Annotated in this window: 22 protein-coding genes; 17 read left to right on the forward strand and 5 right to left on the reverse strand. The window is 43.8% G+C overall.

What is annotated here, in order from left to right:
* Window positions 1-66: 66 nt before the first annotated feature.
* Window positions 67-1,482: an NADP-dependent phosphogluconate dehydrogenase gene (gene gndA, locus QNH28_RS11770; protein WP_283911521.1), complete on the forward strand. Its 1,416-nt coding sequence runs from the start codon at window positions 67-69 to the stop codon at window positions 1,480-1,482.
* Between the two features lie 267 nt (window positions 1,483-1,749).
* Window positions 1,750-2,298 (forward strand): shikimate kinase, encoded by a 549-nt coding sequence (locus tag QNH28_RS11775; RefSeq protein ID WP_283911522.1) that lies wholly within the window; start codon window positions 1,750-1,752, stop codon window positions 2,296-2,298.
* Between the two features lie 4 nt (window positions 2,299-2,302).
* Here the strand turns inward: QNH28_RS11775 and QNH28_RS11780 are convergent, their stop codons facing one another.
* Window positions 2,303-2,608 carry a rhodanese-like domain-containing protein gene (locus QNH28_RS11780; RefSeq protein WP_283911523.1) on the reverse strand — a complete coding sequence of 102 codons (306 nt, stop codon included), beginning with the start codon at window positions 2,606-2,608 and terminating at the stop codon, window positions 2,303-2,305.
* Window positions 2,609-2,717: 109 nt separating this feature from the next.
* Between QNH28_RS11780 and aroA the strand changes: the two genes are divergently transcribed.
* The 7 genes from aroA to QNH28_RS11815 all read left to right on the forward strand — a co-directional run bounded on the left by aroA (window position 2,718) and on the right by QNH28_RS11815 (window position 12,251).
* Entirely contained in the window at window positions 2,718-4,010 is a 1,293-nt protein-coding gene (aroA, locus tag QNH28_RS11785; protein ID WP_283911524.1) for a 3-phosphoshikimate 1-carboxyvinyltransferase, read from the forward strand.
* 75 nt (window positions 4,011-4,085) lie between these two features.
* The gene (locus QNH28_RS11790) at window positions 4,086-4,520 is read left to right on the forward strand and encodes a CoA-binding protein (RefSeq protein ID WP_283911525.1); all 435 of its coding nucleotides are present in this window, start codon (window positions 4,086-4,088) and stop codon (window positions 4,518-4,520) included.
* Window positions 4,521-4,944: 424 nt separating this feature from the next.
* Window positions 4,945-5,613, forward strand: a complete 669-nt coding sequence (locus QNH28_RS11795) for a PDDEXK family nuclease (RefSeq protein WP_283911526.1) — start codon at window positions 4,945-4,947, stop codon at window positions 5,611-5,613.
* Window positions 5,614-6,473: 860 nt separating this feature from the next.
* The gene (locus QNH28_RS11800) at window positions 6,474-8,360 is read left to right on the forward strand and encodes a glucose PTS transporter subunit IIA (RefSeq protein WP_283911527.1); all 1,887 of its coding nucleotides are present in this window, start codon (window positions 6,474-6,476) and stop codon (window positions 8,358-8,360) included.
* The gene (gene ptsP / locus QNH28_RS11805) at window positions 8,357-10,126 is read left to right on the forward strand and encodes a phosphoenolpyruvate--protein phosphotransferase (RefSeq protein ID WP_283911528.1); all 1,770 of its coding nucleotides are present in this window, start codon (window positions 8,357-8,359) and stop codon (window positions 10,124-10,126) included. Before QNH28_RS11800 ends, ptsP begins: the two co-directional genes overlap by 4 nt.
* A 174-nt stretch (window positions 10,127-10,300) precedes the next feature.
* Window positions 10,301-10,831 (forward strand): sigma-70 family RNA polymerase sigma factor, encoded by a 531-nt coding sequence (locus QNH28_RS11810; protein WP_283911529.1) that lies wholly within the window; start codon window positions 10,301-10,303, stop codon window positions 10,829-10,831.
* Window positions 10,824-12,251 carry a hypothetical protein gene (locus tag QNH28_RS11815; RefSeq protein WP_283911530.1) on the forward strand — a complete coding sequence of 476 codons (1,428 nt, stop codon included), beginning with the start codon at window positions 10,824-10,826 and terminating at the stop codon, window positions 12,249-12,251. The genes QNH28_RS11810 and QNH28_RS11815 overlap by 8 nt, the downstream gene beginning before the upstream one ends.
* A gap of 99 nt (window positions 12,252-12,350) precedes the next feature.
* Here the strand turns inward: QNH28_RS11815 and QNH28_RS11820 are convergent, their stop codons facing one another.
* The gene (locus tag QNH28_RS11820) at window positions 12,351-12,875 is read right to left on the reverse strand and encodes a type 1 glutamine amidotransferase domain-containing protein (protein WP_283911531.1); all 525 of its coding nucleotides are present in this window, start codon (window positions 12,873-12,875) and stop codon (window positions 12,351-12,353) included.
* A gap of 206 nt (window positions 12,876-13,081) precedes the next feature.
* Between QNH28_RS11820 and QNH28_RS11825 the strand changes: the two genes are divergently transcribed.
* The 3 genes from QNH28_RS11825 to QNH28_RS11835 all read left to right on the forward strand — a co-directional run bounded on the left by QNH28_RS11825 (window position 13,082) and on the right by QNH28_RS11835 (window position 15,595).
* Complete coding sequence (locus QNH28_RS11825) at window positions 13,082-13,534, forward strand: hypothetical protein (protein ID WP_283911532.1); 453 nt, start codon at window positions 13,082-13,084, stop codon at window positions 13,532-13,534.
* Window positions 13,535-13,798: 264 nt separating this feature from the next.
* Entirely contained in the window at window positions 13,799-14,809 is a 1,011-nt protein-coding gene (gene ccpA / locus QNH28_RS11830) for a catabolite control protein A (RefSeq protein ID WP_042187330.1), read from the forward strand.
* A gap of 90 nt (window positions 14,810-14,899) precedes the next feature.
* Window positions 14,900-15,595 carry a 5'-methylthioadenosine/adenosylhomocysteine nucleosidase gene (locus tag QNH28_RS11835; RefSeq protein ID WP_283911533.1) on the forward strand — a complete coding sequence of 232 codons (696 nt, stop codon included), beginning with the start codon at window positions 14,900-14,902 and terminating at the stop codon, window positions 15,593-15,595.
* A 7-nt stretch (window positions 15,596-15,602) separates the two neighbouring features.
* Here the strand turns inward: QNH28_RS11835 and QNH28_RS11840 are convergent, their stop codons facing one another.
* On the reverse strand, window positions 15,603-16,235 hold the full coding sequence (locus QNH28_RS11840; protein ID WP_283911534.1) for a GNAT family N-acetyltransferase: 633 nt from the start codon (window positions 16,233-16,235) through the stop codon (window positions 15,603-15,605).
* Between the two features lie 160 nt (window positions 16,236-16,395).
* On the opposite strand from QNH28_RS11840, the gene acsA reads away from it, so the two are divergent.
* Window positions 16,396-18,120, forward strand: coding sequence for an acetate--CoA ligase (gene acsA, locus QNH28_RS11845; RefSeq protein WP_283911535.1), 1,725 nt, complete (start codon window positions 16,396-16,398; stop codon window positions 18,118-18,120).
* Window positions 18,121-18,202: 82 nt separating this feature from the next.
* On the opposite strand, the gene QNH28_RS11850 is transcribed toward acsA, so the two are convergent.
* Window positions 18,203-21,115, reverse strand: coding sequence for a transglycosylase domain-containing protein (locus QNH28_RS11850; RefSeq protein WP_283911536.1), 2,913 nt, complete (start codon window positions 21,113-21,115; stop codon window positions 18,203-18,205).
* A gap of 145 nt (window positions 21,116-21,260) precedes the next feature.
* On the reverse strand, window positions 21,261-21,860 hold the full coding sequence (gene rpsD / locus QNH28_RS11855; RefSeq protein ID WP_042126823.1) for a 30S ribosomal protein S4: 600 nt from the start codon (window positions 21,858-21,860) through the stop codon (window positions 21,261-21,263).
* Window positions 21,861-22,259: 399 nt separating this feature from the next.
* On the opposite strand from rpsD, the gene QNH28_RS11860 reads away from it, so the two are divergent.
* The 4 genes from QNH28_RS11860 (at window position 22,260) to QNH28_RS11875 (ending at window position 26,844) form a co-directional block, all read left to right on the forward strand.
* On the forward strand, window positions 22,260-24,254 hold the full coding sequence (locus tag QNH28_RS11860) for a sensor domain-containing diguanylate cyclase (RefSeq protein ID WP_283911537.1): 1,995 nt from the start codon (window positions 22,260-22,262) through the stop codon (window positions 24,252-24,254).
* A gap of 154 nt (window positions 24,255-24,408) precedes the next feature.
* The gene (locus tag QNH28_RS11865; RefSeq protein ID WP_283911538.1) at window positions 24,409-25,281 is read left to right on the forward strand and encodes a hypothetical protein; all 873 of its coding nucleotides are present in this window, start codon (window positions 24,409-24,411) and stop codon (window positions 25,279-25,281) included.
* Window positions 25,282-25,376: 95 nt separating this feature from the next.
* Entirely contained in the window at window positions 25,377-26,492 is a 1,116-nt protein-coding gene (locus tag QNH28_RS11870) for an aminopeptidase (protein ID WP_076282932.1), read from the forward strand.
* 106 nt (window positions 26,493-26,598) lie between these two features.
* Window positions 26,599-26,844: an HPr family phosphocarrier protein gene (locus tag QNH28_RS11875; RefSeq protein WP_042126831.1), complete on the forward strand. Its 246-nt coding sequence runs from the start codon at window positions 26,599-26,601 to the stop codon at window positions 26,842-26,844.
* Window positions 26,845-26,984: the final 140 nt, after the last annotated feature.

Consider the following 26,984-nt stretch of genomic DNA (forward strand, 5'->3'; position numbering starts at 1 on the left):
GTGGTATTCTTATACTGCGAGAAATGGATTTCCCAAAAATATAGGGTGCAAAGGGTGGAGGACCAGATGGCAAAACAACAAATCGGCGTTATTGGCTTGGCGGTAATGGGCAAGAATTTGGCTCTAAATATCGAAAGCAAAGGTTTTTCCGTATCCGTGTTTAACCGCTCACCGGAGAAGACAAATGATCTTCTTGCTGAGGCGGAAGGTAAAAACCTCGTAGGCACATTTTCCGTTGAGGAATTTGTAGCTTCGCTGGAAACACCGCGCAAAATTCTGATCATGGTTCAGGCTGGTAAAGCTACTGATGCTACCATCGAGCAACTGCTGCCGCATCTTGATCAAGGCGACATTATTATCGACGGAGGAAATGCTTATTTCCCTGATACGGTTCGTCGCAGTAAATATCTGGAAGAAAAAGGTTTCCGCTTTGTTGGAACTGGCGTTTCCGGTGGCGAAGAAGGAGCACTTAAAGGACCTTCCATTATGCCTGGTGGTCAAGAAAGCGCATATAAGCTAGTAGAACCAATCCTAACGGCAATCTCAGCTAAAGTGGGCGGAGAGCCTTGCTGTACATATATCGGACCAGACGGTGCGGGACACTATGTTAAAATGGTGCACAACGGTATCGAATATGGTGATATGCAATTGATCTGTGAAGCTTACCAGTTGTTGAAAGACGTTCTAGGTCTGGATGCAAAAGAACTCCACAGCATTTTCAAAGAGTGGAATAGCGGTGAGCTCGACAGCTACCTGATCGAGATTACTACAGATATTTTTGCTCAGTATGATGAAGAAACTGGTAAACCAATGGTTGACGTGATCCTTGATTCCGCTGGCCAAAAGGGAACTGGTAAATGGACAAGCCAAAGCTCACTAGATCTTGGTGTACCTTTGTCCATGATTACCGAATCCGTATTCTCACGCTTCCTGTCTGCAATGAAGGATGAGCGTGTAGAAGCAAGCAAAGTGCTTAACGGACCAGAAGCTACACCATTTGATGGTGACAAAGCTGAATTCATCGAGAACGTGCGTAAAGCATTGTTCGCAAGTAAAATCGTATCCTATGCTCAAGGTTTCGCTCAACTTCGCGTAGCTTCCGACGAATATGGTTGGGATCTGAAATATGGCGAGTTGGCTAAAATTTGGCGCGGTGGCTGCATTATCCGTTCCCGTTTCCTACAAAACATCACGGATGCTTACGAGAAAAACGCAGATCTTAAGAACCTATTGCTTGATCCTTTCTTCAAGGATGTTATGGACAATTATCAATCCGCATGGCGTAAAGTTATCGCTTCAGCTGTAACGATGGGTGTTCCAGTACCTGGATTCTCCAGCGCATTGGCTTACTACGATAGCTATCGTACAGAAAGACTGCCTGCGAACCTGCTTCAGGCTCAACGCGATTACTTCGGCGCACACACGTTCAAACGTGTAGACAAAGAAGGCGTTTTCCACCACAACTGGATGTCTGCAGAATAATCTAGTTTGTTACAGTTACAAGCAAAAACGCCTTAGGCGTCCTAATGGACGGTAAGCGTTTATGCGAGAAATATAAGTATAATGTATAACGTGAAACTTATACTTTCTTATATTTTAAAAAAGTGGCCCGAATTGCTTCACCAGAAATGGGGAGGCTTTCGGGCCTTTTTTGTTGAAAAATTGATGTATGTTTACTATGGAAAGCAGATTGTCTAATGTTTTGACCCTGTGTTATGATATGACAAATATCGCGGTTGGAGGATAGACATGGCTGGGGATACAGAAGAATTTAAAAAGTTGAACGAAGAGCAAAGAAATAAGAACATTATTTTAGTAGGAATGATGGCAACGGGGAAGTCAACGGTAGGAGCTATTTTGGCCGAGGAACTGGGCTACGAGCTGGTTGATTTAGATCATGTCATTGTTGAAACTGAAGGTCGAAGCATTGCAGAAATTTTCGCAGAAGATGGAGAGCAATACTTTCGCAGCGTGGAAACAGCAGTACTGAAGCATATGCTAGAGTCCGAGAATAAATTAATATCTACTGGTGGTGGCGCGGTATTGGCGCCGGGGAATACAGATTTAATGCTGAGTAAAGGGCATGTAGTTGCGCTGACAGCTACAGAAGAAGAGATTATTGCCCGCGTTAGTGGAGATCAGAATCGTCCGTTGCTCGCCGGCAATGCAGAAGAACGGGTTAGACGAATCATGGAAGATCGTCAAGATGCTTACCTGTTCGCGCATTACACGGTCGATACAACAGGACTGACTGCGGCAGAAGTGTCGCAACATATTTTAATGCATTACCGCGGCTGAGCTTTTAAGAGAGTGTCTCATTCCATTCAATCATACCGCCGTTTAAATTTGTAGCGTGAATGCCAAACTGCTGTAGATATTCGCAGACACGCTGGCTCCGAGCACCGGAACGGCAGATAAAGATTACTTTAGCATCACTTGGAATTTCCTCTGTGCGATGTGGAATTTCTCCCATGGGGATATGCTGTGCACCGGGAATCATCCCGAAGGCAACCTCTTCGTCTTCACGAACGTCGATGAGTACAAGGTCTTCACCTGTCTCTAGACACTGCCGCAATTCTTGCGGTGTGATTTGTGGAACATTATTCATGGTAGTGACCTCTTTTCATCAGAAGAATGGTTTAATGATAACACAAGCATGGAATACCCTGTCAAACGAGCACTACATACAACTATATCTACTAAGGAGAGTTTATATTATGGACGTTATTGTTAGGCCAACGCCATCCCTGCATGGAGAATTTGGGGCCCTCTCTTCCAAAAACTATACCACTCGTTATTTGCTGGTTGCCGCATTATCAGAAGGCGTAAGTACAATTTATCATCCGGCACATAGTGAAGATAGCGATGCAATCCGGCGTTGTATTGCAGATTTGGGAGCTGTACTCACAGAGGATGATGAGAAGATTGTAATTCAAGGCTTTGGGCGTAAGCCTAAGGATGTTAAGGAACTTAATGTGGGCAATGCTGGAGCAGTACTACGTTTTCTAATGGCTGTAGCTGCTTTAAGCCCTGAGGTTACATTCGTAAATACGTATCCTGACTCCTTGGGCAAACGTCCACATGACGACCTGATCGTGTCCCTAGAACAGCTGGGTGTGAAGGTAGAGCATAACGAAGGAAAGCTTCCGATCACGATCCGTGGTGGCAAACCTGTTGGAGGTAAAATTACAGTTTCCGGTGCAGTCAGCTCTCAGTTCCTAAGCGCTCTACTATTCCTGACGCCATTGCTTGAAGAAGATAGTGAAATTATTGTCCTTGATGATTTGAAGTCGAAGGTTGTCGTAGGTCAGACGTTAGAAGTGTTGGAGCAGGCGGGAATTGTGGTTCATGCGGCAGATGATTATATGTCCTTTAAAGTGCCGGGTCGTCAAGCCTATGCGGCAAAGACATATACCGTTCAAGGTGACTATCCAGGCTCTGCGGCTATTCTTGCGGCGGCTGCTGTGACAAAATCGGATGTAAAGGTTCATCGACTTGTGGAACAAAGTAAACAAGGAGAAAGAGCCATTGTCGATGTGCTCCGTATGATGGAAGTACCTCTTACTCATAATGAGGGAACGGTACATGTACAAGGGAACGGTGTTCTAAAAGCCGTTGAATTTGACGGTGACGCTGCAACCGATGCTGTACTGGCTATGGTAGCTGCTGCTGTATTTGCTGAAGGCACTTCGAGATTCTATAACGTTGAGAACCTTCGATATAAGGAATGTGATCGCATAACTGATTACTTGGCAGAGTTGACTCGTGCAGGAGCCCGTGTTGAGGAACGCCGCGATGAAATTATTGTTCACGGGATGCCGGAAGGCGTCGAAGGTGGTGTGACCATCAACGCGCATTACGACCATCGTGTAATTATGGCGCTGTCTGTAGTTGGTTTACGAGCGCGTAAACCACTCTTGATCAAGGATGCTCACCATGTTGCTAAGTCGTATCCGCAATATTTTGATCATCTGTGTGCGCTTGGTGCGAATGTGGAGTGGGTACAATAGAAGTAAGGGAGCTAGCGAATCTAGCTTCAGTTAAATAAGGATCCTAAAGTGTAACTATGGAAAGGGGCACTATGTATGAGCTTTGAGAATCCAAGTCGGGAGCAGATCGGAGATATCCTTGCTTCTGCAGGTAACATTGCTGTTGTTGGCTTGTCTGACAAAACAGACCGAACCTCCTATATGGTTGCGGGTGCTATGCAAAGTCGGGGATATCGGATCATTCCTGTAAACCCTTTGGTTGACGGCGAGATATTGGGAGAAAAGTGCTATCATACGTTAGCGGAAATCCCAGAGCCAGTGGACATTGTCAATGTGTTCCGTCGAAGCGAATACTGTGCTCAAGTCGCACAGGAGGCTGCTGACATCGGCGCACGTGTGCTCTGGCTACAGCAGGGGATAATCAGCCAGGAAGCCGCTGAAATCGCCGCTGAACACGGTATGACGGCGATTATGGACCGTTGCATCAAGGTCGAGGAAGCGATCACGATGCATGGGCGTAGTCGGGCGTAGGGTTTGGTGGTTAAACACTTTATATGACTATCGATAAAGTGTACGATCAGAGCGTGTAATCGACAACATTCATACGAATGAACCGACGCACGAGCAAACAATGAACTGACGAGCTTACGAGCCGATAACGAACCAACAACGAGAGAACAAAGAACCGGCGAGCATACGAGCCGACAGAAAAAAGAACGAACTAACAAACCAGCGAACTAAATTTTTTAGCGCTGAAGTAGTTGCAACTCTTTAATGTTAAAGAACAGCCAAGATGGTAAGTATCAGTTGATTACGATTGGCTGTACAGGCTGAACAATTTCTAATGCAAGTCACCAACTGAGCTTGTTATACTGAAGTTAGACGAAGAACGTCCTTTAACCGCATGATTTGCGGTGAAGGGCGTTTTTTTATTTTATTGGAGGAGGATACTTTTATGGAATTTGAAGAAGCGCATGGTTTGTTCATGGACAAGCATTTGACGGAAAGATCAGGAGAAAGGAGGGGGAGGCTAGTTAGAGGGCATAATTATGCGGAGAAGCTGTTCTTGCAGAATGTTTGGTGGCCGTTGTTTGAGAGTCTCGATGATTTGTATCCAGAATACGAAGTGTACGACTGGAACCGTAAATCTCAGTTTCTGGACTTCGCTTTTCTTCCGCAGAGCGGCGGCAGCCTCGGGATTGAGTGCGACGGGTTTCAAAGCCATGTGAAAGACATGGACCGAGAGAGATTCAACTATGCAGTTAATCGGGACACTTTTCTGACAGGAATGGGGTGGAAGATGATCCATTTTTCTGTTGACGATCTTCAGCACCGCCCCGAGGTGTGCCGGATGCTTTTACAATTGGTGCTGGCACCTCATTTGGCGCGCAAATCTGCAGGCGTAGATATTTTGTCCGAAGAGAAGGAGGTCTTGCGTTTGGCTTGGCGGCTGGGTAGGGCGATTCGTCCAAAGGATGTGACCGCGCATTTCAGCATTAATTTTCGGACTGCGCGCAGATTGTTACAATCGTTAAGTGAGAAGGGGCTGCTAAAGCCAATCGTAGGTAGGAGAGGAGTTAGACATTATGAATTACGGCCAATGCACCCTGAACAAATTTGGTGATGAGTGATTTTAGCGTTAGATTGCATTATGTGCAATAGAATCTTCGTTTAACTTAGAAAAAATTAGGTTCATTGCATTTTGTACAATCAATAAGAGCAATAGTTCCTTAATAGAGTGATTTAGGTTATTTCTATTGTACAAGGTGCAATCAGAGCTATTTTCCGTGAAAAATAAGCTCATTCTATTGCACATAATACATTAGAACAAGAAACCTCCTAGGGGTCTTTAATCCGAAGCTATAAAAGTCTCCTAAGAGAAATTTTGAGAGATGAAAGTGCTATAGTTTATACTTAGCGCTTCAGATCAGATTCCAGTGTCTTATAAGTTTTAGTATGTCAGAGAAATCAGCTCATTTTATCGAATTTTACTTCAGTTTAATGGTGATGAGTGATTTTAGCGTTAGATTGCACTTCGTACAATAGAATCATCGTTTAACTTAGAAAAAATTACGTTCATTGCACTTTGTACAACCCAAAAGAGTAATAGTTCTTTAATAGAGCGATTTTGGGGATATCTATTGTACAAAGTGCAATCAAAACTATGTATCGTCAAAAATAGGCTTAATCTGTTGTACAAAATACATTAGAATAGGAGAATCCTAGGGGTCTTTGAACCTAATCTATAAAAAGTTTTAAATGCTATAAGAAGCTATAAAAGTCTCTAAAAACCTCCAAAGAGCAACTTGAGAAATGAAAGGTCAATTTTTTATGCTAAATTCTTCAGAACTTCCGCGTGATATCTTGATACGGTAAAAGGTTAGTGAAATCAGCTTAATGCATCGGAATTTTTCCTTCAGTTTATTTTGACAAAAACCCCCGCAGCGCTTACCATTCAATATAGAAAGAAAGGAGAGGGTAGCCTTGAATTGGCTCGGATCATTGCAGCAATTGGGCAGAGCCATAATGCTTCCTACCATGGTACTGCCGGCGGCAGCCATTTTGCTTAGTTTGGGCAGCTTACCTTGGTCTGCATGGGGACTTTCTTCGGTATCCGAAGTGGCGACATACGCTGGGCAGGGAATCTTTTATTTTATGCCTTATTTGTTCGCTGTGGGTGTAGCATGGGGATTATCCAATCAAGCTGGAACGGCGGGGCTTGCAGCACTGGCCGGAATGTTCACTTACGACCGGATTGTTACCCATATGGGAGACGGGCTTGTACAACCTGCAACACTTATCGGTATTTTGCTGGGTATAGTCGCCGGTATCGCTCAAAACCGGTTTAAAAATATCAAGCTTCCAGAGGCGATCCAGTTTTTTGGAGGGTCGCGGTTTGTTTTGCTGTTCATGGGATTGTTTTCGGCTGGCTTTGCATGGGTGATGTTAGGGATCTCTCCACTGCTGCAAAGAGGGCTGGATGATCTTTTTCAAGGGATATTGCAGACAGGCGGATTTGGCGTATTTATTTATGGAGTGCTATATAGAGTACTAACAGCCTTCGGTCTTCACCATATTCTAAACAATGTGTTTTGGTTTCAGTTTGGAAATTTCACAACTCCTGATGGTAGCACTGTCGTTCAGGGGGATTTGCCACGTTTTTTTGCAGGCGATCCTACGGCGGGGATTTTTATGGCAGGTTTGTTTCCGATTATGATGTTTGCACTGCCAGCCATTGCTTTTGCAATTATTCAGGAAGCGCGCGAGGACTTGAAGCCTAAGATTAAAAAGACTTTTGTGCGGGCGGCTTTGGTCTGTTTTCTAACCGGGGTTTCGGAGCAGATTGAATTTGCGTTTTTGTTTGCTTCTCCCTACTTATTTGCGGTACATACTGTAATGTCAGGTCTCGCTATGGTGCTGACCTATATGCTGGGAATTCATCACGGGTTCTCTTATTCGGCAGGAGCCATTGATTTCTTTTTGAATATGCATCTGTCCCAGAGGGCTTGGTTGTTGATTCCGATCGGTATAGCTTATGGGATTGTATATTATAACTTGTTCCGCTGGGCGATTCGCCGTTTTCAGATCCCAACACCAGGGCGTGAAGAAGGTTCAGAACTCGGTGATTGGGCAGGCAACATCCCTTATCAGGCACCATTGATCTTGGAGGCGCTTGGTGGTAAGGAGAATATCGTACAAGTACAATCCTGTATCACTCGTTTGAGGCTTACCGTCCATAATGATCGATATATTGATACCGGAGCGCTCAAAGGTCTTGGCTCTGCTGGGATTATCAAGCTTGGTGGTGGGAATGTTCAGGTAGTATTTGGTACGTATTCAGAGCTGATCCGCGAGGAGATTAATAAGCTAATGCTTCGTGATTTGCCGCAGGTGCTGTTCAGTTCTCCGATGCAGGGTAGAATGATGCCCATTGAGGAAGTACCGGATCACATCTTTGCAGCGAAGCTAGTGGGTGATGGGGTTGCATTTTTGCCGGAAAAAGGGGAGCTGACATCACCTGTATTCGGGAAGGTTATGCACGTCTACCCTACCATGCATGCCGTTGGTATTGCTACGCCGGAAGGGCTGGAAGTACTTATGCATATAGGGATCGATACCTCGCAGCTTAAAGGGCCATTTGAGGCGGTTGTAAAAGAAGGCGACAGCGTGGAGCCAGGTCAATTACTTGTTAAATTCGACCTCGCTTATTTGCGTGAGCATGCGGCTTCACTGGCAACACCAATGGTGATCACGAATCCTGATCGAGTAAAGTCATGGAGCTATGCTCCATTTAAAAATGTTAAAAAGGGGCAATCTTCAGTAATGTCCGTAGTCTTACATGAAAGTAACGTTGGAGGGATAGAAGGATGATACAAGGCATAGGCGCAGCAGCAGGTGTAGCTATCGGGAAGGCCTTTGTCTTACCGAACTGGGAGTGGAGCTTACCAGACACACAAGTGAACCCAGTGGATCTAGCTAAGGAGTTTGAGCGTTTATACGAAGGTATCCGTACCTCTAAGGATGAGATTGAATTCATCAAAAAAGAATTCAGAGAGGTAGTCGGTCCGGAGGAATCCAGCATTTTTGATGCTCATCTGGCGATTTTGGATGATCCGGTGTTCATGAGCGAAATCCGGGGGATTATTGAACGCCAGTATAAGGCGGCGGAAGTGGCTGTTAAGGAAGCGATTGATCATTTTGTAGCGATGTTTGATCTGCTAGATGATGAATACATGAAGGAGCGGGCGGTTGATATTAAGGATGTCGGTAACCGTCTGTTAAAGCATCTTTTAGGTGCTCCTGAGGTCACGTTGCCATCGGATACACAGCCGTATATTCTCGTTGCGAAGGAGTTATCTCCTTCCCAGTTAGCTCACTTGAACCCAACTTATGTTCTAGGTATTGTTACCATGATGGGCGGTAAAACCTCACATTCCTCCATTATGGCTCGTGCGCTGGGCATTCCGCTCGTAGCAGGTTTGGAGAATAATTTATCTAACCCAATTCAGACCGGAGACATGCTCGTGATAGATGGAGATACCGGATCTGTGCAAATTCATCCTGATGAGGTAACGATCAATGAATATGTTTCTCTTCGGAATAAGCAGCATAAAAAGAAAGAACAACTGGAATTGCTTGCTACAGTCGATGCCGTCACTAAAGATGGCGTTAACCTGCGATTGGCCGGTAATATCAGCTCAGTCAAAGAACTGAATTTAGCGCTCAAGTATGGAGCCGAGGGTGTAGGTTTATTCCGTACAGAGTTTCTTTACATGGATCGCAGTTCTTTCCCAACCGAGGATGAACAATTCGAAGTCTACAAACAGGTTGTCGAGAAGGTAGGCAGCAATATGGTTGTGATCCGTTCGCTGGATATAGGCGGGGACAAGCATCTGGATTACTTCCAGCTACCAGAAGAGCAGAATCCGTTCCTTGGCTATCGTGCCATTCGAATCAGCTTGAATCGACAAGATATGTTCAAAACTCAGCTAACCGCCATTTTGCGGGCGAGTGCATATGGGAATGTAAAGCTAATGTTCCCAATGATATCTTCCGTAGAAGAAGTACAGGCGGCAAAAGCTGTATTGGAAGAAGTGAAGGCTGAACTGGAGCTACGGGACATACCGTTTAATCGGAATATTCCAGTCGGTATTATGATTGAAGTTCCAGCTGCGGTTATGATTGCGGATTTACTGGCTGAGGAAGTTGACTTTTTCAGTATCGGTACGAACGATTTGGTGCAATATGTACTAGCCGTAGATCGTATGAATGAACAAATTGCGCATATGTATCATCCATATCATCCGGCGGTTCTGCGAATGATCCGTATGACTGTAGAAGCAGCTCGTAATGCAAAAATAGACATAAGTGTATGTGGTGAAATGGCGGCAGATGAGCGTTCTTTGCCACTTTGGCTGGAGCTTGGGATTAGTGATCTTAGCATGTCGCCGCAGGCACTGCTGAAGGTTAAACACCGTACCCTGAATACACTGGCTATAGATGCTACAAGGGTTGCTAAAGCTTGCTTCCATCATCGTACAAGCTCGGAGACGGAGGAAATCCTAAGTGCTTATGCTCAGAAAAGCGGTATTACGCTTGGAACGAGCGTGGAAACAAAGGAGAAAGCTTCTTCATAGTTATCAAGTGCTACATTATCAAGTCCACATCAAGGTTCGGCATTCTTGCCGGGCCTTTTTCTTTTGTATTTTATAAAAAAACAAAACCGTTTGCGCTTTGGCACAGTCAATACATAGAGAGAGTTGCACAGGATTGATTAATGCGTAAAGGCAAGGGGGGAGGACAGAACGAGCATGGAACACATTATTAATGACGAAATGGAAATAGTCGCTACGGATGAAGACATATTTTATGAGCTGGTAGCTGAACAGAAAAGAAAGCTATACAGCATTGCTTATAGCTATTTGCGAAACGAAGCGGATTCGTTGGAAGTTCTACAGGAGGCAACCTGCCGCGCATGGATTAACCGTAAAAGCTTAAAAGACTCCGAGAGATTTGCTCCATGGCTAACACGTATTCTGATCAATTGCTGTAACGATGAGTTGAAGCGCAGAAAGAGGAACGCTGTCACAGAAGCTGCTCGAAGTGATATAGGGATTATGGAGATGAAAAGCGATCGCAGATTGGACATGGAACAAGCATTGGAAGGGGTAAAGCCGAAGTATCGCCAGGTGCTTGTACTCAAATATTACAAGGATATGACCCTTGCAGAAATTGCAGAGGTTCTGGATAAACCCGAGGGTACCGTGAAGACTTGGCTCAATAAAGGTCTGAAACAACTGCGTGACAGAATGAAACGGAAGGGGGAGCTATTTTATGGCTGAGTCTGAAGAAAAGCTGCTTAACGATTATTTTCAGAGAATCGATGTTGAGGCTGAGGAAATACCGGATGTTAAGCTGGACGCCGCGATTCGCAAGGGGATGCAGCAAGGTAGCCACAAAAGGTTGTCTTTTAGAAAAAGATACGCTGTTGTTGCGTTGGCAGTCCTAGCTATCGCTTTATTAATTATTGTACCTTGGGCACATCAGATGGCCAATCCTGTTCGTGCGCAGTTACCACCAAAAAGCTGGGGTCAGCTTGAATTGTTTAGACCCATTATTGCTGATAATCTGACGATTAAATCAGCACTTGATGCAGGTATGCTGAAGGAGGTAAATGTCTCTTCTCCAGAGATTGATGGGATACAATGGACAGTTAACGGAATCATGGCAGATCATAGAGGTATTGCTGTGCTTTATACAATCCAGAATAATACAGATCAGAAGATGCAATTGATGGGCTTGTCTTTGAAAAAAAATTCAGAGGATAATTACGACCTCACCGGATATAGCGGGTTTAGCAATTCTAATGCACAAGAGGCAGGTTCACCTGGGACGACCCGCATGTTAGAACAAATCGTCTGGGATAAATATCGAGAGGATCTGACAGATGAGTTGAATATTACATTATCTCTATATCCAGAATCCAAGGACCCTTCTAGGTCGAGCATGGATATTAAAAAGCTAAGTGTTAAAATTCCGCTGGAAGACGATAACAACTATTTTAAGGGAGAGATTGTTGATCTGAAGGATGGTCTGTCTATTGGTGGACAGAAAATCAAAATGGATAATGTCTATATTGGACCTACGGGTATTTACATGCGGGAAACCTTTGACAAAGAGAATACAATGAGGATTTTTAATATAATTTCACCTAAGCTGGTTATCGGGAAAGGGGAGCATCAAGAGGAGTTAATGCGGGTAAGAGGTACTTCCTCAGTAGTAGGGGGCTTGAAAACTTATATATTCAACAATGACAATATGAGACCTACTGAACCAATCAAACTAGAAGTTGAAGGAATATCCGCTCTAGATCAATCAAAGGTCGAGCTCGTGATTGACACGGAAACACAGCAGATTCTAAAGGCACCGGATAACAATCTAACGATTTCAAAGCGGATGGAGAACGAAGAACAGGGATTTCTGGTTTTGGATTACTTTATTCCTAAAGATGATATGGAGGCGTTTGCTGATAGCGGTTTTGCATTGGACGATAATTTTGTGGATAGCACTGGTAGTGGGCATTGGTTAGGATGGGTTAAAGATGGCTACTCAGGATATAAAGAGTTTAATGAAGATAGCAGGGGAACTACAGTAACCTTTTTCTTTAACGTAGGGAAGGAAAAGCTACCCCAACCTTTGACTTTCAAATTTAATTCTTATCCAACCTTATTCAAGGAGAAAGCGTCCCTTCGGATTAAGTAATGAACTCTGATGTAGAGCGAATCAAATCAAAAGCCCTGTTCCTCAAATAGTGAGAAACAGGGCTTGTTTTATTTTTAACCAATATATTTGTACAGTACCCTATTCCCCTGCAAGTGCATCGCAAAAAGCTTTGCCATACGGCGGAAGATCCGGCGGGCGCCGAGCGGAGATAATATGTCCATCCGTAACCACAGCTTCATCTTTCCAGATCGCTCCGGCATTCTCCATATCATCACGGATGCCTGGTGTGGAGGTGACAGTTACACCTTCCAGAATTTTAGCGGAGATTAATACCCAACCTGCGTGGCAAATCTGCCCAATAGGTTTTTTAGCAGTATTGAAATCCTGTACAAGCTTTAGTACGGCACTGTATCTACGGATTTTATCCGGAGCCCAGCCGCCTGGAACCAAAATCCCATCATAATCAGCAGCGTTTAAATCGTCCCAGGAGTACTCTGCCTTTGCAGGTACACCATATTTGCCGATGTATGTTTTATCTTTTTCCAAACCTGCCAAGTGAACCTCAGCGCCTTCTTCTCTTACTCGGTACACAGGATACCAGAGCTCCAAATCTTCAAATTCATCGTCTACGAGTGCTATGACCTTTTTGCCAGCTAGTCTCATTTTGTTAAGCTCCTTTCGTATCACATAATCCTTCATATTCTATCAAATTTAAAATACGAAGTCATCTGAAGGATTGTAAATTATAGACGAATTGCCAATTTAATCATTATATGCAATTAAGGAGGGTTTTAATCGAGGGGAGTCGAATATAGAAATTGAAAAGTCATACTTTGTACTTAATTCATTTCTTGCAAGAGGTGTAGAAGATGTATACAGATAACTTAATGGAGAAGTTGTGTAGCTGTGGTGGCCTCATGAACTTACATATGCATTCATTGATTTTTAATACGAGAGTGAAGATTACACATGTCCCTGTCTATACTTGTCCGAAATGTAATAGTTATGAACCCTTGTCGTTTATTAAAGCAGATCTAGGAAGGTTAGTGAAAGAACTGAACATGAATGTGCCAAGAAAAGATTTTTCGTTTACAGAAAGAAGTGAATTAGCTAGTGTCCTAAAAGAATCTTTGACAGAGGTTATGGTCGGTGGATTTCAAGAATTAGAGTTGGCTATCCGAGAGACAATTCAGGCTAGAGTGGATATATTGCTCGATTTATACCGATTAGCTGAGGGGCTCACTGACCAGAATTGGATGGAAGAAACTAGTCGAAGACTGTCTCAATTGACGTTCCAAACGACTAAAAACGCAAATTATTAAAACATTCTGTGAAAATAATGAAAAACTTTCACGGAATGTTGGATTTTTCACTCACTTTTTGTTACGATAGATAGAAGTTACATTATTGTGCTCGTGAATAGGGAAACCTACACTAGTCAAAAATTGTAATTAAGGGTTACGTCTTCAGCCTTGAAAGAAATTTTGAAAGGAAAATGAAGCGTTATCATTGCACAATTGTACAAAGTGTCGTATCATATTTTTAATTAGTCGAACGATAAAATTTATCGCAATGGAGAGAGTAATTTGACGGTAACCATTTACGATGTAGCTCGAGAAGCAGGCGTATCTATGGCTACGGTATCACGGGTTGTGAACAATAACCCTAACGTGAAACCGCAGACCCGGAAGAAAGTTTTTGAAGCGATTGAACGTTTGGGATATCGTCCCAATGCCGTGGCGAGAGGACTTGCCAGTAAGAAAACGACAACCGTTGGGGTTGTCATCCCTGATATTTCAAACTCGATATTTGCAGAAATTGCACGTGGGATTGAAGATATCGCGAACATGTATCATTACAATATCATATTGTGTAACGCGGATAAGCGTAAAGAAAAGGAAATCCGTGTCATCAATACCCTTTTGGAGAAACAGGTCGATGGTCTGCTCTTCATGGGTGGTACAGTAACTGAAGAACATATCCAAGCTTTCCAGACTTCTGCAGTTCCGATTGTCCTATGTGCTACACGGGATGAGAAGGGAACTTATCCTTCCGTTGACATCGATCATGAAACCGCTGCTTTTGATGCAGTGAATACTCTGATTCGTCACGGCCACCGTGAAATCGCAATGATCAGTGGTACATTGCAGGATCCTGCGAATGGATATGCGCGATTCCATGGTTATAAGAAGGCCCTTGAACAGGCTGGAATTGAGTATCAAGAGGATTTAGTTCGTATCGGTAATTACCGCTATGAATCTGGTGTCGAAGCCATGAAGTATTTCCTTGGACTCAAGAAGAAGCCAACCGCTATTTTTGCCGCAACTGATGAAATGGCAATTGGTGCAATTCACAGTATTCAAGATGAAGGTCTGAAAGTACCGGATGACTTCTCCATCATTAGTGTGGACAACATCCGTATGGCTTCGATGGTTCGTCCATTGTTGACAACAGTAGCTCAGCCTATGTATGACCTAGGCGCAGTAGCAATGAGACTTTTGACGAAACTCATGAAGAAAGAGACGGTTGAGAATCCGCGGGTTATCCTGCCTCATGAAACGATTCTCCGCTTGTCTGTTAATCATCTGAATAAGTAAATTTAAGAACTAAACAGGTATTCCGTAAAAAGCTCCTTTTGGAGCTTTTTATGTTTTTTACAGAGGAAATTATCGAAGGAGGCGTCAGTTTTGCGTGAAATTATCGGATTAATTGGTGCGATGGATGAAGAGATTAAGCTACTGCTGGAAAGGATGGAGAATAGGGAAACGAAGGTCAAAGCAGGAGTACGATATTACATAGGAAATATATTAGGAAAGTCAGTAGTGCTCTGTAAGTCTGGGGTAGGTAAAGTGAATGCAGCAGTTACGACTCAAATTCTGATTGATACCTTCGGTGTGTCACGAGTGCTGTTTACTGGGGTTGCTGGAGCTGTGCATCCTGAATTGAATATTGGTGATATTGTTATATCGTCTACTTGCGTCCAGCATGATATGGATGCTACGCCACTTGGTTTTTCGAGAGGTGAAATACCTTACCAAGAAAATTCCGTCTTTCAGGCTGACCCTGCATTGATAATCCTTGCTGAAAGGGCGTGTAGCGAGCTAGGCCAAAAGTACTTGGTAGGCAAAGTACTTTCAGGTGATCAATTCATTTCTAATGCGGAGATTGTAGCCAAACTAAGAGAGGAATTAGACGGAGCGTGCGTGGAGATGGAAGGGGCGGCGGTTGCACAAGTATGTGTGATGAACGCCACTCCCTTTGTTATTATTCGTTCGATGTCTGATAAGTCTGATGGATCAGCAAATGTGAGTTTTAAGGAATTCACGGTAGAAGCCTCACAGCGTTCACATTCTATATTAGAATTTATGCTCCAGCACCTCTAATACTCGTTTAGTACATGAAGCGTTGCCTAAAGCGTACCCTGTCGAAGGTCTCCTGTGAGGACATAGGTACCTCTTGTCCAATACGAACCATTAGGCAGTTCGCTGGATGTGAACAGATTTCGGGATCATCCGTAGCATACCAAACCATATTTACAGTTTTCATTAACCGCTCCATCATTTGACGATAAGCCCAAACATCAAGCCCACTTCCTTTTAAATCCCAATGCCAATAATACTCCGTTGTAAAGATGATACAATTCTCTAGTTGCTCCCGCTCAAAAGCAGTAGATATCAGCAGCCGGCCAAGTCCGGCTCCTCTATAATCATTACTCACTTCTATAGCCCCAAGCTCAATTAGATCCATCATTCCACCCTGTGACCATAGTTCCATTTCATCCGGATAATGAAAGGTTACATAGCCTACTATAGTGCCATTCTCCACAGCAGTTATTATACGTCCTTCTGGTAGGCTAGCAATCTCTATGAGAGCTTCTTGCTGTTCTATCGGCTTGCGGAAGGCATCAAGATCATGATGCATATGGAGGACTTCTAGGTCCTCTGGAGATCGGGGGCCACTTACTGTAATTGTTCTACCTTTATATGAAAGCGTATGGGAAACAGGGATTTTACGATGTTCCATAGCCGTGCTCCTTTCAGGTGATAAAATATGGAATGTAAACGTTTGCTATGTTATACTAATTCAGACATAAAAAATTCACATTCATTGCATTGACATCATTATCTAAGAGAAGAGTCTTACCCTTAAAGCTTAAATCAAACGAGTGAGGGAGGCAAGAGTGATGGGTCAAGTCCATAGCGAAATTTTGCCAGGCCGTGTGCAGAGCTCCAATATGTCTGATTACACCGAGGCAGTAGCCAATTTTAAGTGGGAGGATGTTGAACGTAACTTCTCATGGTATGACACTGGCAAAGTAAATATGGCACATGAAGCAGTGGATCGCCACGTTCAAGAAGGACGGGGAGCGGCAACGGCCCTGCTCTACAGTGATGCTGTGCGGGAAGAATCCTACACATTTGCCGATCTGCAGGAACGTTCGAATCGGTTCGGAAATGTGTTGCGTAAATATGGCATCGGTAAAGGAGATCGGGTATTTATTTTTATGCCTCGCCAACCGGAACTATATTTTAGTTTACTAGGCATTTTGAAGATTGGGGCAATAGCAGGACCTCTGTTCGAAGCCTTTATGGAGACAGCAGTTAAGGACCGGCTGGAAGATAGCGGTGCCGTTGCTTTGGTTACTACACCTGAACTACTTCATCGTGTAAAGCGAGATGAGCTCCCGAATTTGCGTCATATTTTTCTAGTAGGCGGTACCACTGATATCGAGCAAGGTAACTTAGGTTTCACGGAGGAGATGGCTAACGCATCTTCTGACCTTGAATTGGAATGGCTTGACCTGGACGATGGCCTTATCATGCATTATACATCTGGTTCTACGGGAAAACCTAAAGGCGTTTATCATGTGCAAAGAGCAATGATTCAACATTATTATACAGGTAGAGTGGTGCTGGATCTACGTCCAAATGATATTTACTGGTGTACAGCAGATCCGGGCTGGGTGACTGGAACATCTTACGGAATATTTTCTCCATGGTTAAATGGAGTAACGAATGTCGTGAGAGGGGGGCGTTTTAGCCCTCAGGATTGGTATAAGACGATTGAACGAAATAAAGTTAGTGTTTGGTACAGTGCCCCAACAGCATTTCGTATGTTGATGGGTGCAGGGGAGAGTTCAATACAGGGCATTGATTTGAGCAGTCTGCGCCATGTACTGTCTGTTGGGGAACCGTTAAATCCTGAAGTGGTACGGTGGGGAGACAAATTTTACAATCAGCGCATTCATGATACTTGGTGGATGACAGAGACGGGGGCACAACTGATCTGCAATTATCCTGGAATGGATATCAAGCCTGGCTCTATGGGTCGACCGATACCGGGAGTTGAAGCAGCAATTCTAGATGACCGGGGCAATGTTCTCCCACCGTTCTCTATGGGGAATCTTGCGATACGGACTCCTTGGCCATCTATGATGAATTCGATCTGGAACAATCCGACGAAGTATGAGGAATATTTCCGTATTCCTGGTTGGTACATTTCTGGAGATTCCGCTTATATGGATGATGATGGGTATTTCTGGTTCCAAGGACGAATTGATGACGTTATCAATTCTTCTGGCGAGCGTATTGGCCCCTTTGAAGTGGAGAGTAAATTGGTAGAGCATCCAGCTGTAGCAGAAGCGGGTGTAATTGGTAAACCGGACCTGGTGCGAGGAGAAATTATTAAGGCTTTCATCTCGCTGAGAGAAGGTTACACTCCTACTGCTGCTCTGAAAGAGGAGATCGCAGCATTTGTTAAAGCTGGATTGTCTGCTCATGCTGCACCGAGAGAGATCGAATTTAAGGATAAACTTCCTAAGACTCGATCGGGTAAAATCATGCGGCGTGTATTAAAGGCTTGGGAGCTTCATCTCCCGACTGGCGATTTATCAACGATAGAGGACTAGATTGGAGTATAAAAAACACCGTTCCCTTATGAATTCAAGGGAACGGTGTTTTGCTGTGTGTAGTTATTTTGTTTACTACTTGTTAATGGTTTCCAGACGTATTGCCGGCTGTACCACTATTACTGTTCCCGCTACTGTTACCTTCGCCAGATGGCGCTGATGTAGGCGTAGGTAGAATAGTTCCTGGAATCTCGATATCCTCTCCTGGTGTGCCTTCAGTGTCTGTAGGAGGCGTTGTTTCCGGTTGCTGATCCGGAGATGGTGTTGCTTCCGGTGTTGGTGTAGTGCCTCCAGCAACGCTACCAGAGGCTGTCTCATTACCTGCGACATCAACAGCGCTAACATAGAATGTTGCATTGGCACTCGCAGGTGTTCCTGGCGAGAACACCTTACTCTCGTCAGCCGTAATTACAGCTTGCTTCTGGAAAGACCCGCCGTTTAAAGAACGGTATAAGCGGTATCCTACTACATCAGGAGAGCCGCTTGGGGAGAAGCTGATCACAGCTTTTCCAGTGCTGTATGAGACACTAACATTTCCAGGAGCAGAAGGGGCGGAACCATCGTCCACGCGTGGATCGACTTCAGTAGGGAAATCTGTCTTAGCATCGGCTGGCATATAATACTCCAGCGATTTATGCTCCTTCATCTTAGGGAAGGCTGCCAAGAGCTCCTTAACTAATTCCTGGATCGGTTTTTCCCGTTTAACTACGATTTTTTCCTTCAGAAAATCCTCCGGTGTACCTTCGAGCGGGATATAATTGACACCATTGTAAGTAATGTACTTAGCTTTGGAAATACCGTCGTCACTCTCTGTAGGTACATATTTCGCATTGAAAAGATCCGTTGTGAATTTGTCAGTTAGATCCGTTGGCAGTTTACCGCTGTATGCGGAAACTGTCTTTTTGACAATTCCCTCAGGTTGTGTGAATTTGTCTGTTACAAATATGTCCGGCTGCTTATCGATAACAGCATTCATGACTTTAGCCCATAAGGTCTGTGCTTGTCGTTTTTGTGTATCTCCTGTAAGGGTATTGATTTGTTCCTTATAACCAACCCACATGCCAAGTGTGACATCAGGGGTGTAGCCCATGAACCAGACATCTCCATAGTTCTGAGTGGAACCAGTCTTACCTACAATCGGTACGTCTTTAAAGTGTTTATAATCTCTTCTTACTGTACTTGCAGTACCTTCTGTGATTACCGTACGGAGCATATCGGTCATTAGATAAGCAGTTTGTGCAGAGAATACTTGTTCAGGGTTAACCTTGTGCTGATATACGATCTTGCCTTCCGAATCCACAATCTTCTCGATCATGTAAGCATCATTAAATGCTCCCTGATTGCCAATGGCGGAATAGGCATTCGTTAATTCTTCAACGGATGTACCGTATCGAAGACCACCTATAACCCCAGTCTGCGCTCTGTAATCATCTTCGGTGAGGGTAGTAATCCCTAGCTTTTTAGTAAAGGCCCAAGCATCCTCTATTCCGACCTTCTCGTTAAACAGTTTAAGCGCCGGCAGGTTGAGTGATTTGTTAAGCGCATAACGAGCCGTAACTAAGCCCTGATAGCGATTGTTAGCATTTTTAGGGATATGGAAGCTTGTTCCGCGATCCTTCAAAATGATTGGAGCATCATCCAAGATCCCAGCAGGTTGAATCAGTCCAGCGTCCAAGGCAGGTAGGTAAGCTGAAATCGGCTTCATCGTTGAACCAGGTTGCCGGACCATTTGGGTTGCGTAGTTCATTTGCTCGATATTAAAATCGCGGCCCTCAATCATACCGAGAATGGCTCCGGTCTTGTTGTCGATCAATATGCCAGCCGTCTGTTCGATGCCTTTTGTTTTGCTGTCCTTGGTGAAATTACTACTATCTTCGGAGATACTGTGCATTGCACTGTATACTTTCTTATCAATCGTGGTGTAGACTCTGTAACCACCAGTCATTAACTGTTGTCTTGCTTCCTCAAGAAGCACGGCATTATCACTAGAGCTAGCAGTATCCGTTGTACTGTTTTTCTCTTCATTTAGAGATAGAATAATCTCAGCTGCTTTACGCTCCGTTTCCATCATCAGGTATGGATATGTAGCATAGGCTTTTTTAGTATGAGGAGCGAGGGAACTTTTAATATCAAATTTGAGTGCTTCATCATATTGGGAAGTAGTGATCTTATTCTCCTCTAGCATGCGACGAAGTACAAGTTGTTGACGATCCATAGCTCTATTGAACGCCTTTGCGTTGAATTCTCCAACGCCATTGAATGCTGAATAAGTGGATGGAAGCTGTGGAAGACCGGCCAAATACGCCGCTTGGGCAATATTCAACTTGTCCAGATCATCCAGACCGAATATACCTTTGGATGCAGCTTTAATCCCAAATACGTTGTAGCCATTCGAGCCATTACCGAACGGAACCTTGTTCAGATAAGCCGTTAATATCTCTTGCTTGGTCAAGAAGCGCTCCAGTCTAAGTGAGAGCAGTATTTCTTTTACTTTACGATCTTCTGTCCGATCCAGATTCAGGAATACACGTCTTGCAAGCTGTTGAGTAAGTGTACTGCCCCCGGTCTGTACGGATTCGTTTAATAACTTTTGTTTGACAGCACGTAAGGTGCCTTTGAAATCCACACCATTATGCTCATTAAAATTATTGTCCTCTATAGCTAGAACTGCATCAATAATAAGCTGGGGGATATCGTTGTATTCAATGAGCCTTCGGTCTTCTTCTGTACGAAGCTGGCCGATTGGGGCACCATCACGGAAGTATGCGAATCCGGTGATAGCATTTTGACTGACTTGCTGTTGAATCATTTCCTCGGAGCGAACAGGATCATCTTTCACAATGGAAGTGACATATCCTGCTACAGCACCGCCGGCGAACAGAATGCCTATTATGCCAAGAATAAACATCCACTTAACTACAGAACCAAACCTGCTGAGCCCGGATCTGCGGGGTGAAGGCTTCTTTACGTTTTTTTTCTTGTTCTCTTGAACCATCGACGATAATTCCTCCTTTTAACGGAATTATTATAGCACAAATTGGCGATTTTGGATGCAGTCGCAGTGTTCATTACCTATTAGAATAACAAAAAGCCTCCGGATAAATCCGGAGGCTTTGGTCATACTCGCTAAAAGCGAGATATTAACGGTTGTAGAACTCGACGATTTGTTTCTCATCGATATCCTGGGAAAGCTCGGAACGTTCTGGCAAACGAATATATTTACCTTCGAAAGATCCTTCAGCATATTCCAGGTAAGCTGGAAGGTGGGAACGGTTAGCAAGAGCTTCTTTGATGGAAGCCATGCTTTGGCTTCTTTCGCGAAGACCGATAACGTCGCCCAAGCTTACACGGTAAGAAGCGATGTCGACTTTTTTGCCGTTAACAGTTACGTGTCCGTGGGATACCAACTGACGTGCACCAGCACGGGAGTTAGCAAATCCAAGACGGTAAACTAGGTTGTCCAAGCGGCTTTCAAGCAAGAACATGAAGTTTTCGCCCGCAAGACCTGGAAGCTTTTGTGCTTTAGTGAAGAGAGTTTTGAATTGTTTCTCTCCCAAACCATACATGTGACGCAGTTTTTGTTTTTCCAAAAGCTGCATTCCGTAGTTACTTACTTTTCTGCGTTGGTTAGCTCCGTGTTGTCCTGGTGGAAAAGGGCGTTTCAAATCTTTTCCTGTACCGCTAAGGGAAATTCCCAGACGGCGGCTGAGTTTGAATTTAGGTCCGGTGTAACGTGCCATGTTATAGTAGACTCCTTTATAATTGAAATTTCAGGGTAGGGCCTATTTGCGCCGCATTTCGTATCCGTGATTAGCATTAATGGCTTCCACACTGCCAGGGAAGTTCAGCCGCTGCCCTGGCAGTAACGAAATGCGTGAGGGTGACACAACGTTACGCCCAAGTAAGACTTGTTACAGTCTTGTTCAACAATAAATATTATATGAATACAGTATATAAAGTCAAGCGCTTATTAAAAGAGTTTTTGTCAATCTTTGTCGATAGTTCTTTGGTCCTAAAAAAAAGTCCCGGAAATGATGAAAATATAATGCAATGCACAAAGAAAGGGAGTAAAATATAGTTAATTAGTTGTTAGTAGGGAAGATAGTTTTCTTAATCAAGATGCAAAGGGGATCTTCGTTATGTCAGAGCAGAAAGCATACGTCCATAAAGACAGCCGTATGCTGTTACAGGACAACATACAAGCTAGTAGAGATTCCGAAGATCCCACCGCTTGGCTTAGGGAAACGGAAATAGTAACGCATGACTTCCCTTATCTAGCAAATCTGATTGCTGACAGTTTCAATGAATGGTTTGGTGGGCTCGACGTCCTTCCATTCTCCAGATCATGGGAATGGTGTGTGCTGAATTTTGAAGGTAAATATTTAAACAATAGTATGGATCAACAAGAACTATGGAGGCAACAGTGGGAACAGGCGGCGGCTTCTAGCTTGATTTCAGAAACAATCTCTGCCGTTCCGTTAACCGTAGAAGGTAAGGATATGAGTTTTTTTACCATACCGCTATTCACCCGCGTCGACAATGAAATTTTTGCATTTTTGGGCTGTTCTATGCCTACGCAACAATATGAAATGGGTGGACGAGATACTGCAGAAGCTATGTCGCTGCATTACCGCACCTGTTTTTATCATAAGTTTGAACATATATTTGTAGCTGATCTTGCAAGTACCCATATTCATGCAGAACGTGAAAGCAATCGTCGTTCATTGTTATTTCAGATTGTCCAGCGGATGCATGACAATATTGATGTAGATGCTGTACTTTCGGAAGTCATCGATAGCATCTCTGCGATGTATCCTGGAGCCAGACTCGACCTGTATATGTCACAAGATCATCGCAGCACTAATCCGCAGGTCAAACCCTTACCTTTCCACATGTCCAGTGATGATGTCTGTGCCAGGGCGTTCAAGGATGGTCGTGTTGCACTGCGCACTAGTGATGAAAATCACCGAAATGTAGAAATAGGGCTTCCGTTAGGTGGTAAGCAGGGGGTTTATGGGGTATTCCATATGGTGATGGATAATCCAATCTTCCCTGACGTTGATTTACGGTTTCTCACAATGGTAGCCGATACGGCAGGGACTGCTTTTGAGAATGCCAAGCTTTATGAGCGCTCCAATCAGTTAATCCGTGAGCTTCGCATGAGTAATGAGCTTACCCAGCGTTTGAATCAAAGCTTGCGTTTAGGTGATATTTTTCAATTTGCGTTTGAGGAGCTACTTGAAATGTTTGGTGCGGATTACTGCTGCATCTTACATATGAATGAGGAAAAGGGTGGTCTGGAAGTTATTGCCTGCAATCATCCCTCTTTGCAGAACGAAATTTTAGAAGTAGGGGCAGGCTTAGGAGGAAAGGTATATTCCACAGGAGAATCACTGATTATGTCTGATTACATAGATAATCCTAAGACAACTTCCCGGCTTATGAATGCTACCGGCTCGCAGTCGCTGATTGCTACTCCTCTTAGTGTGGGTGGTGAAATACGTGGTGCGATCATGTTGGCACATCGTGATGCACATTATTTTTCATATGACAATTACAGGTTGCTGCAGGCGATGGCGGGACATATTGGTTTAGCGGTAGGCAATGCCAGGCTACATGCTGAAGTCAGACGTCTTGCGAACAGAGATAGCCTAACTGGACTTTATGCTCGTCATTACTTGGACGAAGAGATAAAAGAAAGACAGTCTACGGACTTTTGCGGCTGTTTAATTGTTGTGGATATTGACCAGTTCAAGATTGTAAATGATACTTACGGTCATCAAAAAGGCGATAAGATTCTAAAAGAGGTTAGTGATATTGTGAAAACCTCCATCCGTCAAGGCGATATTGCCGCAAGATGGGGTGGGGAGGAGCTCTCCGTTTATTTACCGTTAATGGGGATGCAGCAGGCGGGTTATGTAGCTGAGCGTATACGCAAACGCGTTATGGAAGAAACTGAACCTAGTGTAACGGTATCCTGCGGAATAGCGGAATGGAGCTGGATGGACGATCGAGTAAGCGTCGAGTCATTGTTTTATCGAGCGGATATGGCACTGTATAAAGCCAAGCATAATGGTCGTAACCAAGTAGTCTTTGATACGAAAGAAAATGTTAACCATGCGAAGAACCCTTGAGGCTTGCCTCAGGGGTTCTTTTTTTTTTATATAAAAAAGAATAAAGTGATGCACATTTATTCTGGCTCTAATTGCGGTATAAGGCTTGCAGGAAGGGAGAACCCTATACGTGGGTTGTACTTAAGTAAAATACTCCTAGAAAGGCCTGAGGTCCGTGAGAAAGCTATTATTACTTAAGGGAGTAGTCCCTGTAGTTCTGACACTGTATTGCCTGTTATGTAGCGGCTGTAGCGTCATAAGAGATAAACCTGCGAAGGAAGATTTAAGCTTGGCGTTGGCAGGGATGGCGGGAAGTGATGAGGTTGTTTTTGAAGGGGCGAATATGCTGACACGAGGGGGAACAACGGTTCCTGAATCCTTATTGTTCTACGGAGGCACAGTGGAGGACCATAAAAAGGTAAAGCTGTACACCCTTCTTCCAGATAAATCCACGATCCAAAAAAAAGCTGCTGGTGGCGCTAAAGATTTAAAGAATAGCACTAGCACCTATGCACTGAAACCTTACTACAGTCAGCTAGAGAAAAAAGAGGGCAGATGGGAACTTCAGACTACCGAAAATACCTCGGAGGTGGGAAATCCTTTACCTGCGCTTAATCCGCTGAAACAACTCGAGGAGCTTGAGTCCATGGAGAAGAACGTAACTGAAGAGGCTGGGGCTGGCAGAGGGACAAGTGTGCTGCGTATCGAATTGACGCCTTCGGAGGCTAGAAAGCAGCTGTCTGCTGAATTGGAGAAAGAAATGCAGAACCTTCGACCTAAAGTTCCCGAATCGGCTGAGAACAACACAGAGGCTGATCAGGCAGTAGCGAAGGCTTTGGATAAGCTGTGGCAGAAGAAAAATAATGAATTACAGCAAAAGCTGAAAGAGGCTAATATAGAAACGGTCTACCACCTAACGGTTGATAAGAAACATAACCTGCCTAGAAGACTTACCTTGAATCGAAAAGTAAGCTATTCGGGTGAAATGATGAATAAATCTGAAAATGAAACTTATGTTTCTAAGGTGGATTTCACAGGTTACCGTTAATCTTTACATTGTTATGCAGGTCTTGCGCTCCATAAAGGGCGTGCTACAATAGAACAGCATGCTTATTTTTCAGACAGAGGAAGGAAGAGTACACAATGAAAGATCCCAGAATTCAAAAGCTGGCGGCAAATCTTGTAGGTTATTCCGTAGATGTTCAGCCAGGCGAGAACGTGCTTGTAGAAATGATTGGCAACGAAAGAGATTTAATTAAAGCTGTTGTTGAGGAAATCGGCAAGGCCGGCGGTCATGCTTTTGTACAGTTGACAGATCGTACAGTCCTACGCAGCATGCTTAAATATGCAACGCGTGAGAGTCTTCAGACATGGGCTGAAATTGACTTGAACCGGATGAAGCAAATGGATTGTTATATCGGCATCCGTGCAGGTGAGAATGTAAATGACCTGTCCGATGTTCCAGAAGAAAATATGAAATTGTATAATTCTTTGTATTCCCATCCAGTGCATAGTGAACAACGCGTGAAGCATACGAAGTGGGTAGTATTACGTTATCCCAATGCGAGTATGGCTCAGCTTGCAAATATTAGTACAGAAGCATTTGAGGACTTTTATTTCGAAGTGTGTAATTTGGATTACGCCAAAATGGACAAGGCTCAGGATGCATTGGCTGATCTCATGCGCAGAACAGATAAGGTACATATTTCGGGTCCAGGAACAGATCTTAAGTTCTCTATTAAAGGAATCGGTGCAGAGAAATGCTCTGGTCAAAAAAATATTCCGGATGGTGAGGTTTACAGCGCCCCCGTTCGTGATTCTGTAAATGGAACGATCAGCTATAATGCACCATCTGTATATAACGGAGTGACTTTCGAAAATATCAAATTCAAATTCGAGAACGGCAAAATTGTTGAAGCGACAAGCAACGACTCTGCTCGCTTGAATGAAATTCTGAATTCAGATGACGGCGCACGTCACATCGGCGAATTTGCCATAGGCTTTAATCCGTACATTTTGCACCCAATGAATGACATTCTGTTCGATGAGAAAATTGCAGGCAGCCTGCACTTTACACCAGGACAAGCATATGATGTTACAGATAACGGAAATCGTTCCTCGATTCACTGGGATCTTGTATTAATCCAACGTCCAGACTATGGCGGCGGAGAAATTTATTTTGATGATGTATTGATCCGTAAGGATGGAATCTTCGTGTTACCAGAACTGGAAGGTCTGAATCCTGAAAACTTGAAATAAGCTGTAAAAGTAAGAAAACACCTTGCACAAGTAAGCGGATTCAAGGTATCATAAGAAATGATTACAAATGACTTATGTTTCATAATCAAGTTGCGGAGGGATTTCTATGTCCAGTAACAATGCGGCAATCGTTGATATTGCTCAAACGGCAGGTCAGTTCAACTCTTCAATCGTTCTTCAAGCGGACAACAAGTACATTGATGTTAAGAGTATCCTTGGTTTGTTCACGACTTTGGTATCAAGCCAAAGCTACGAGCTTCATGTTCACGGAACAGATGCAGAAGAAGCTAAGAAGGCAATGAGTGAAGTTTTTGCTAAACACGGTTTGAACTTTACAGTTGTAGCTGAGTAATAGTTGTATGTAAAGACGTCCTACCGATTTACGGTGGGGCGTTTTTTCTAGAAATAGATGAGGAATTAACGCCATCCCATATAAACAACATAGCTGCTTCTTTCAAATAAATGGTTAGTATAAACAGAATTGTTGTATTG

It is taken from the genome of Paenibacillus sp. G2S3, assembly GCF_030123105.1.
GTDB lineage: Bacteria > Bacillota > Bacilli > Paenibacillales > Paenibacillaceae > Paenibacillus_AQ.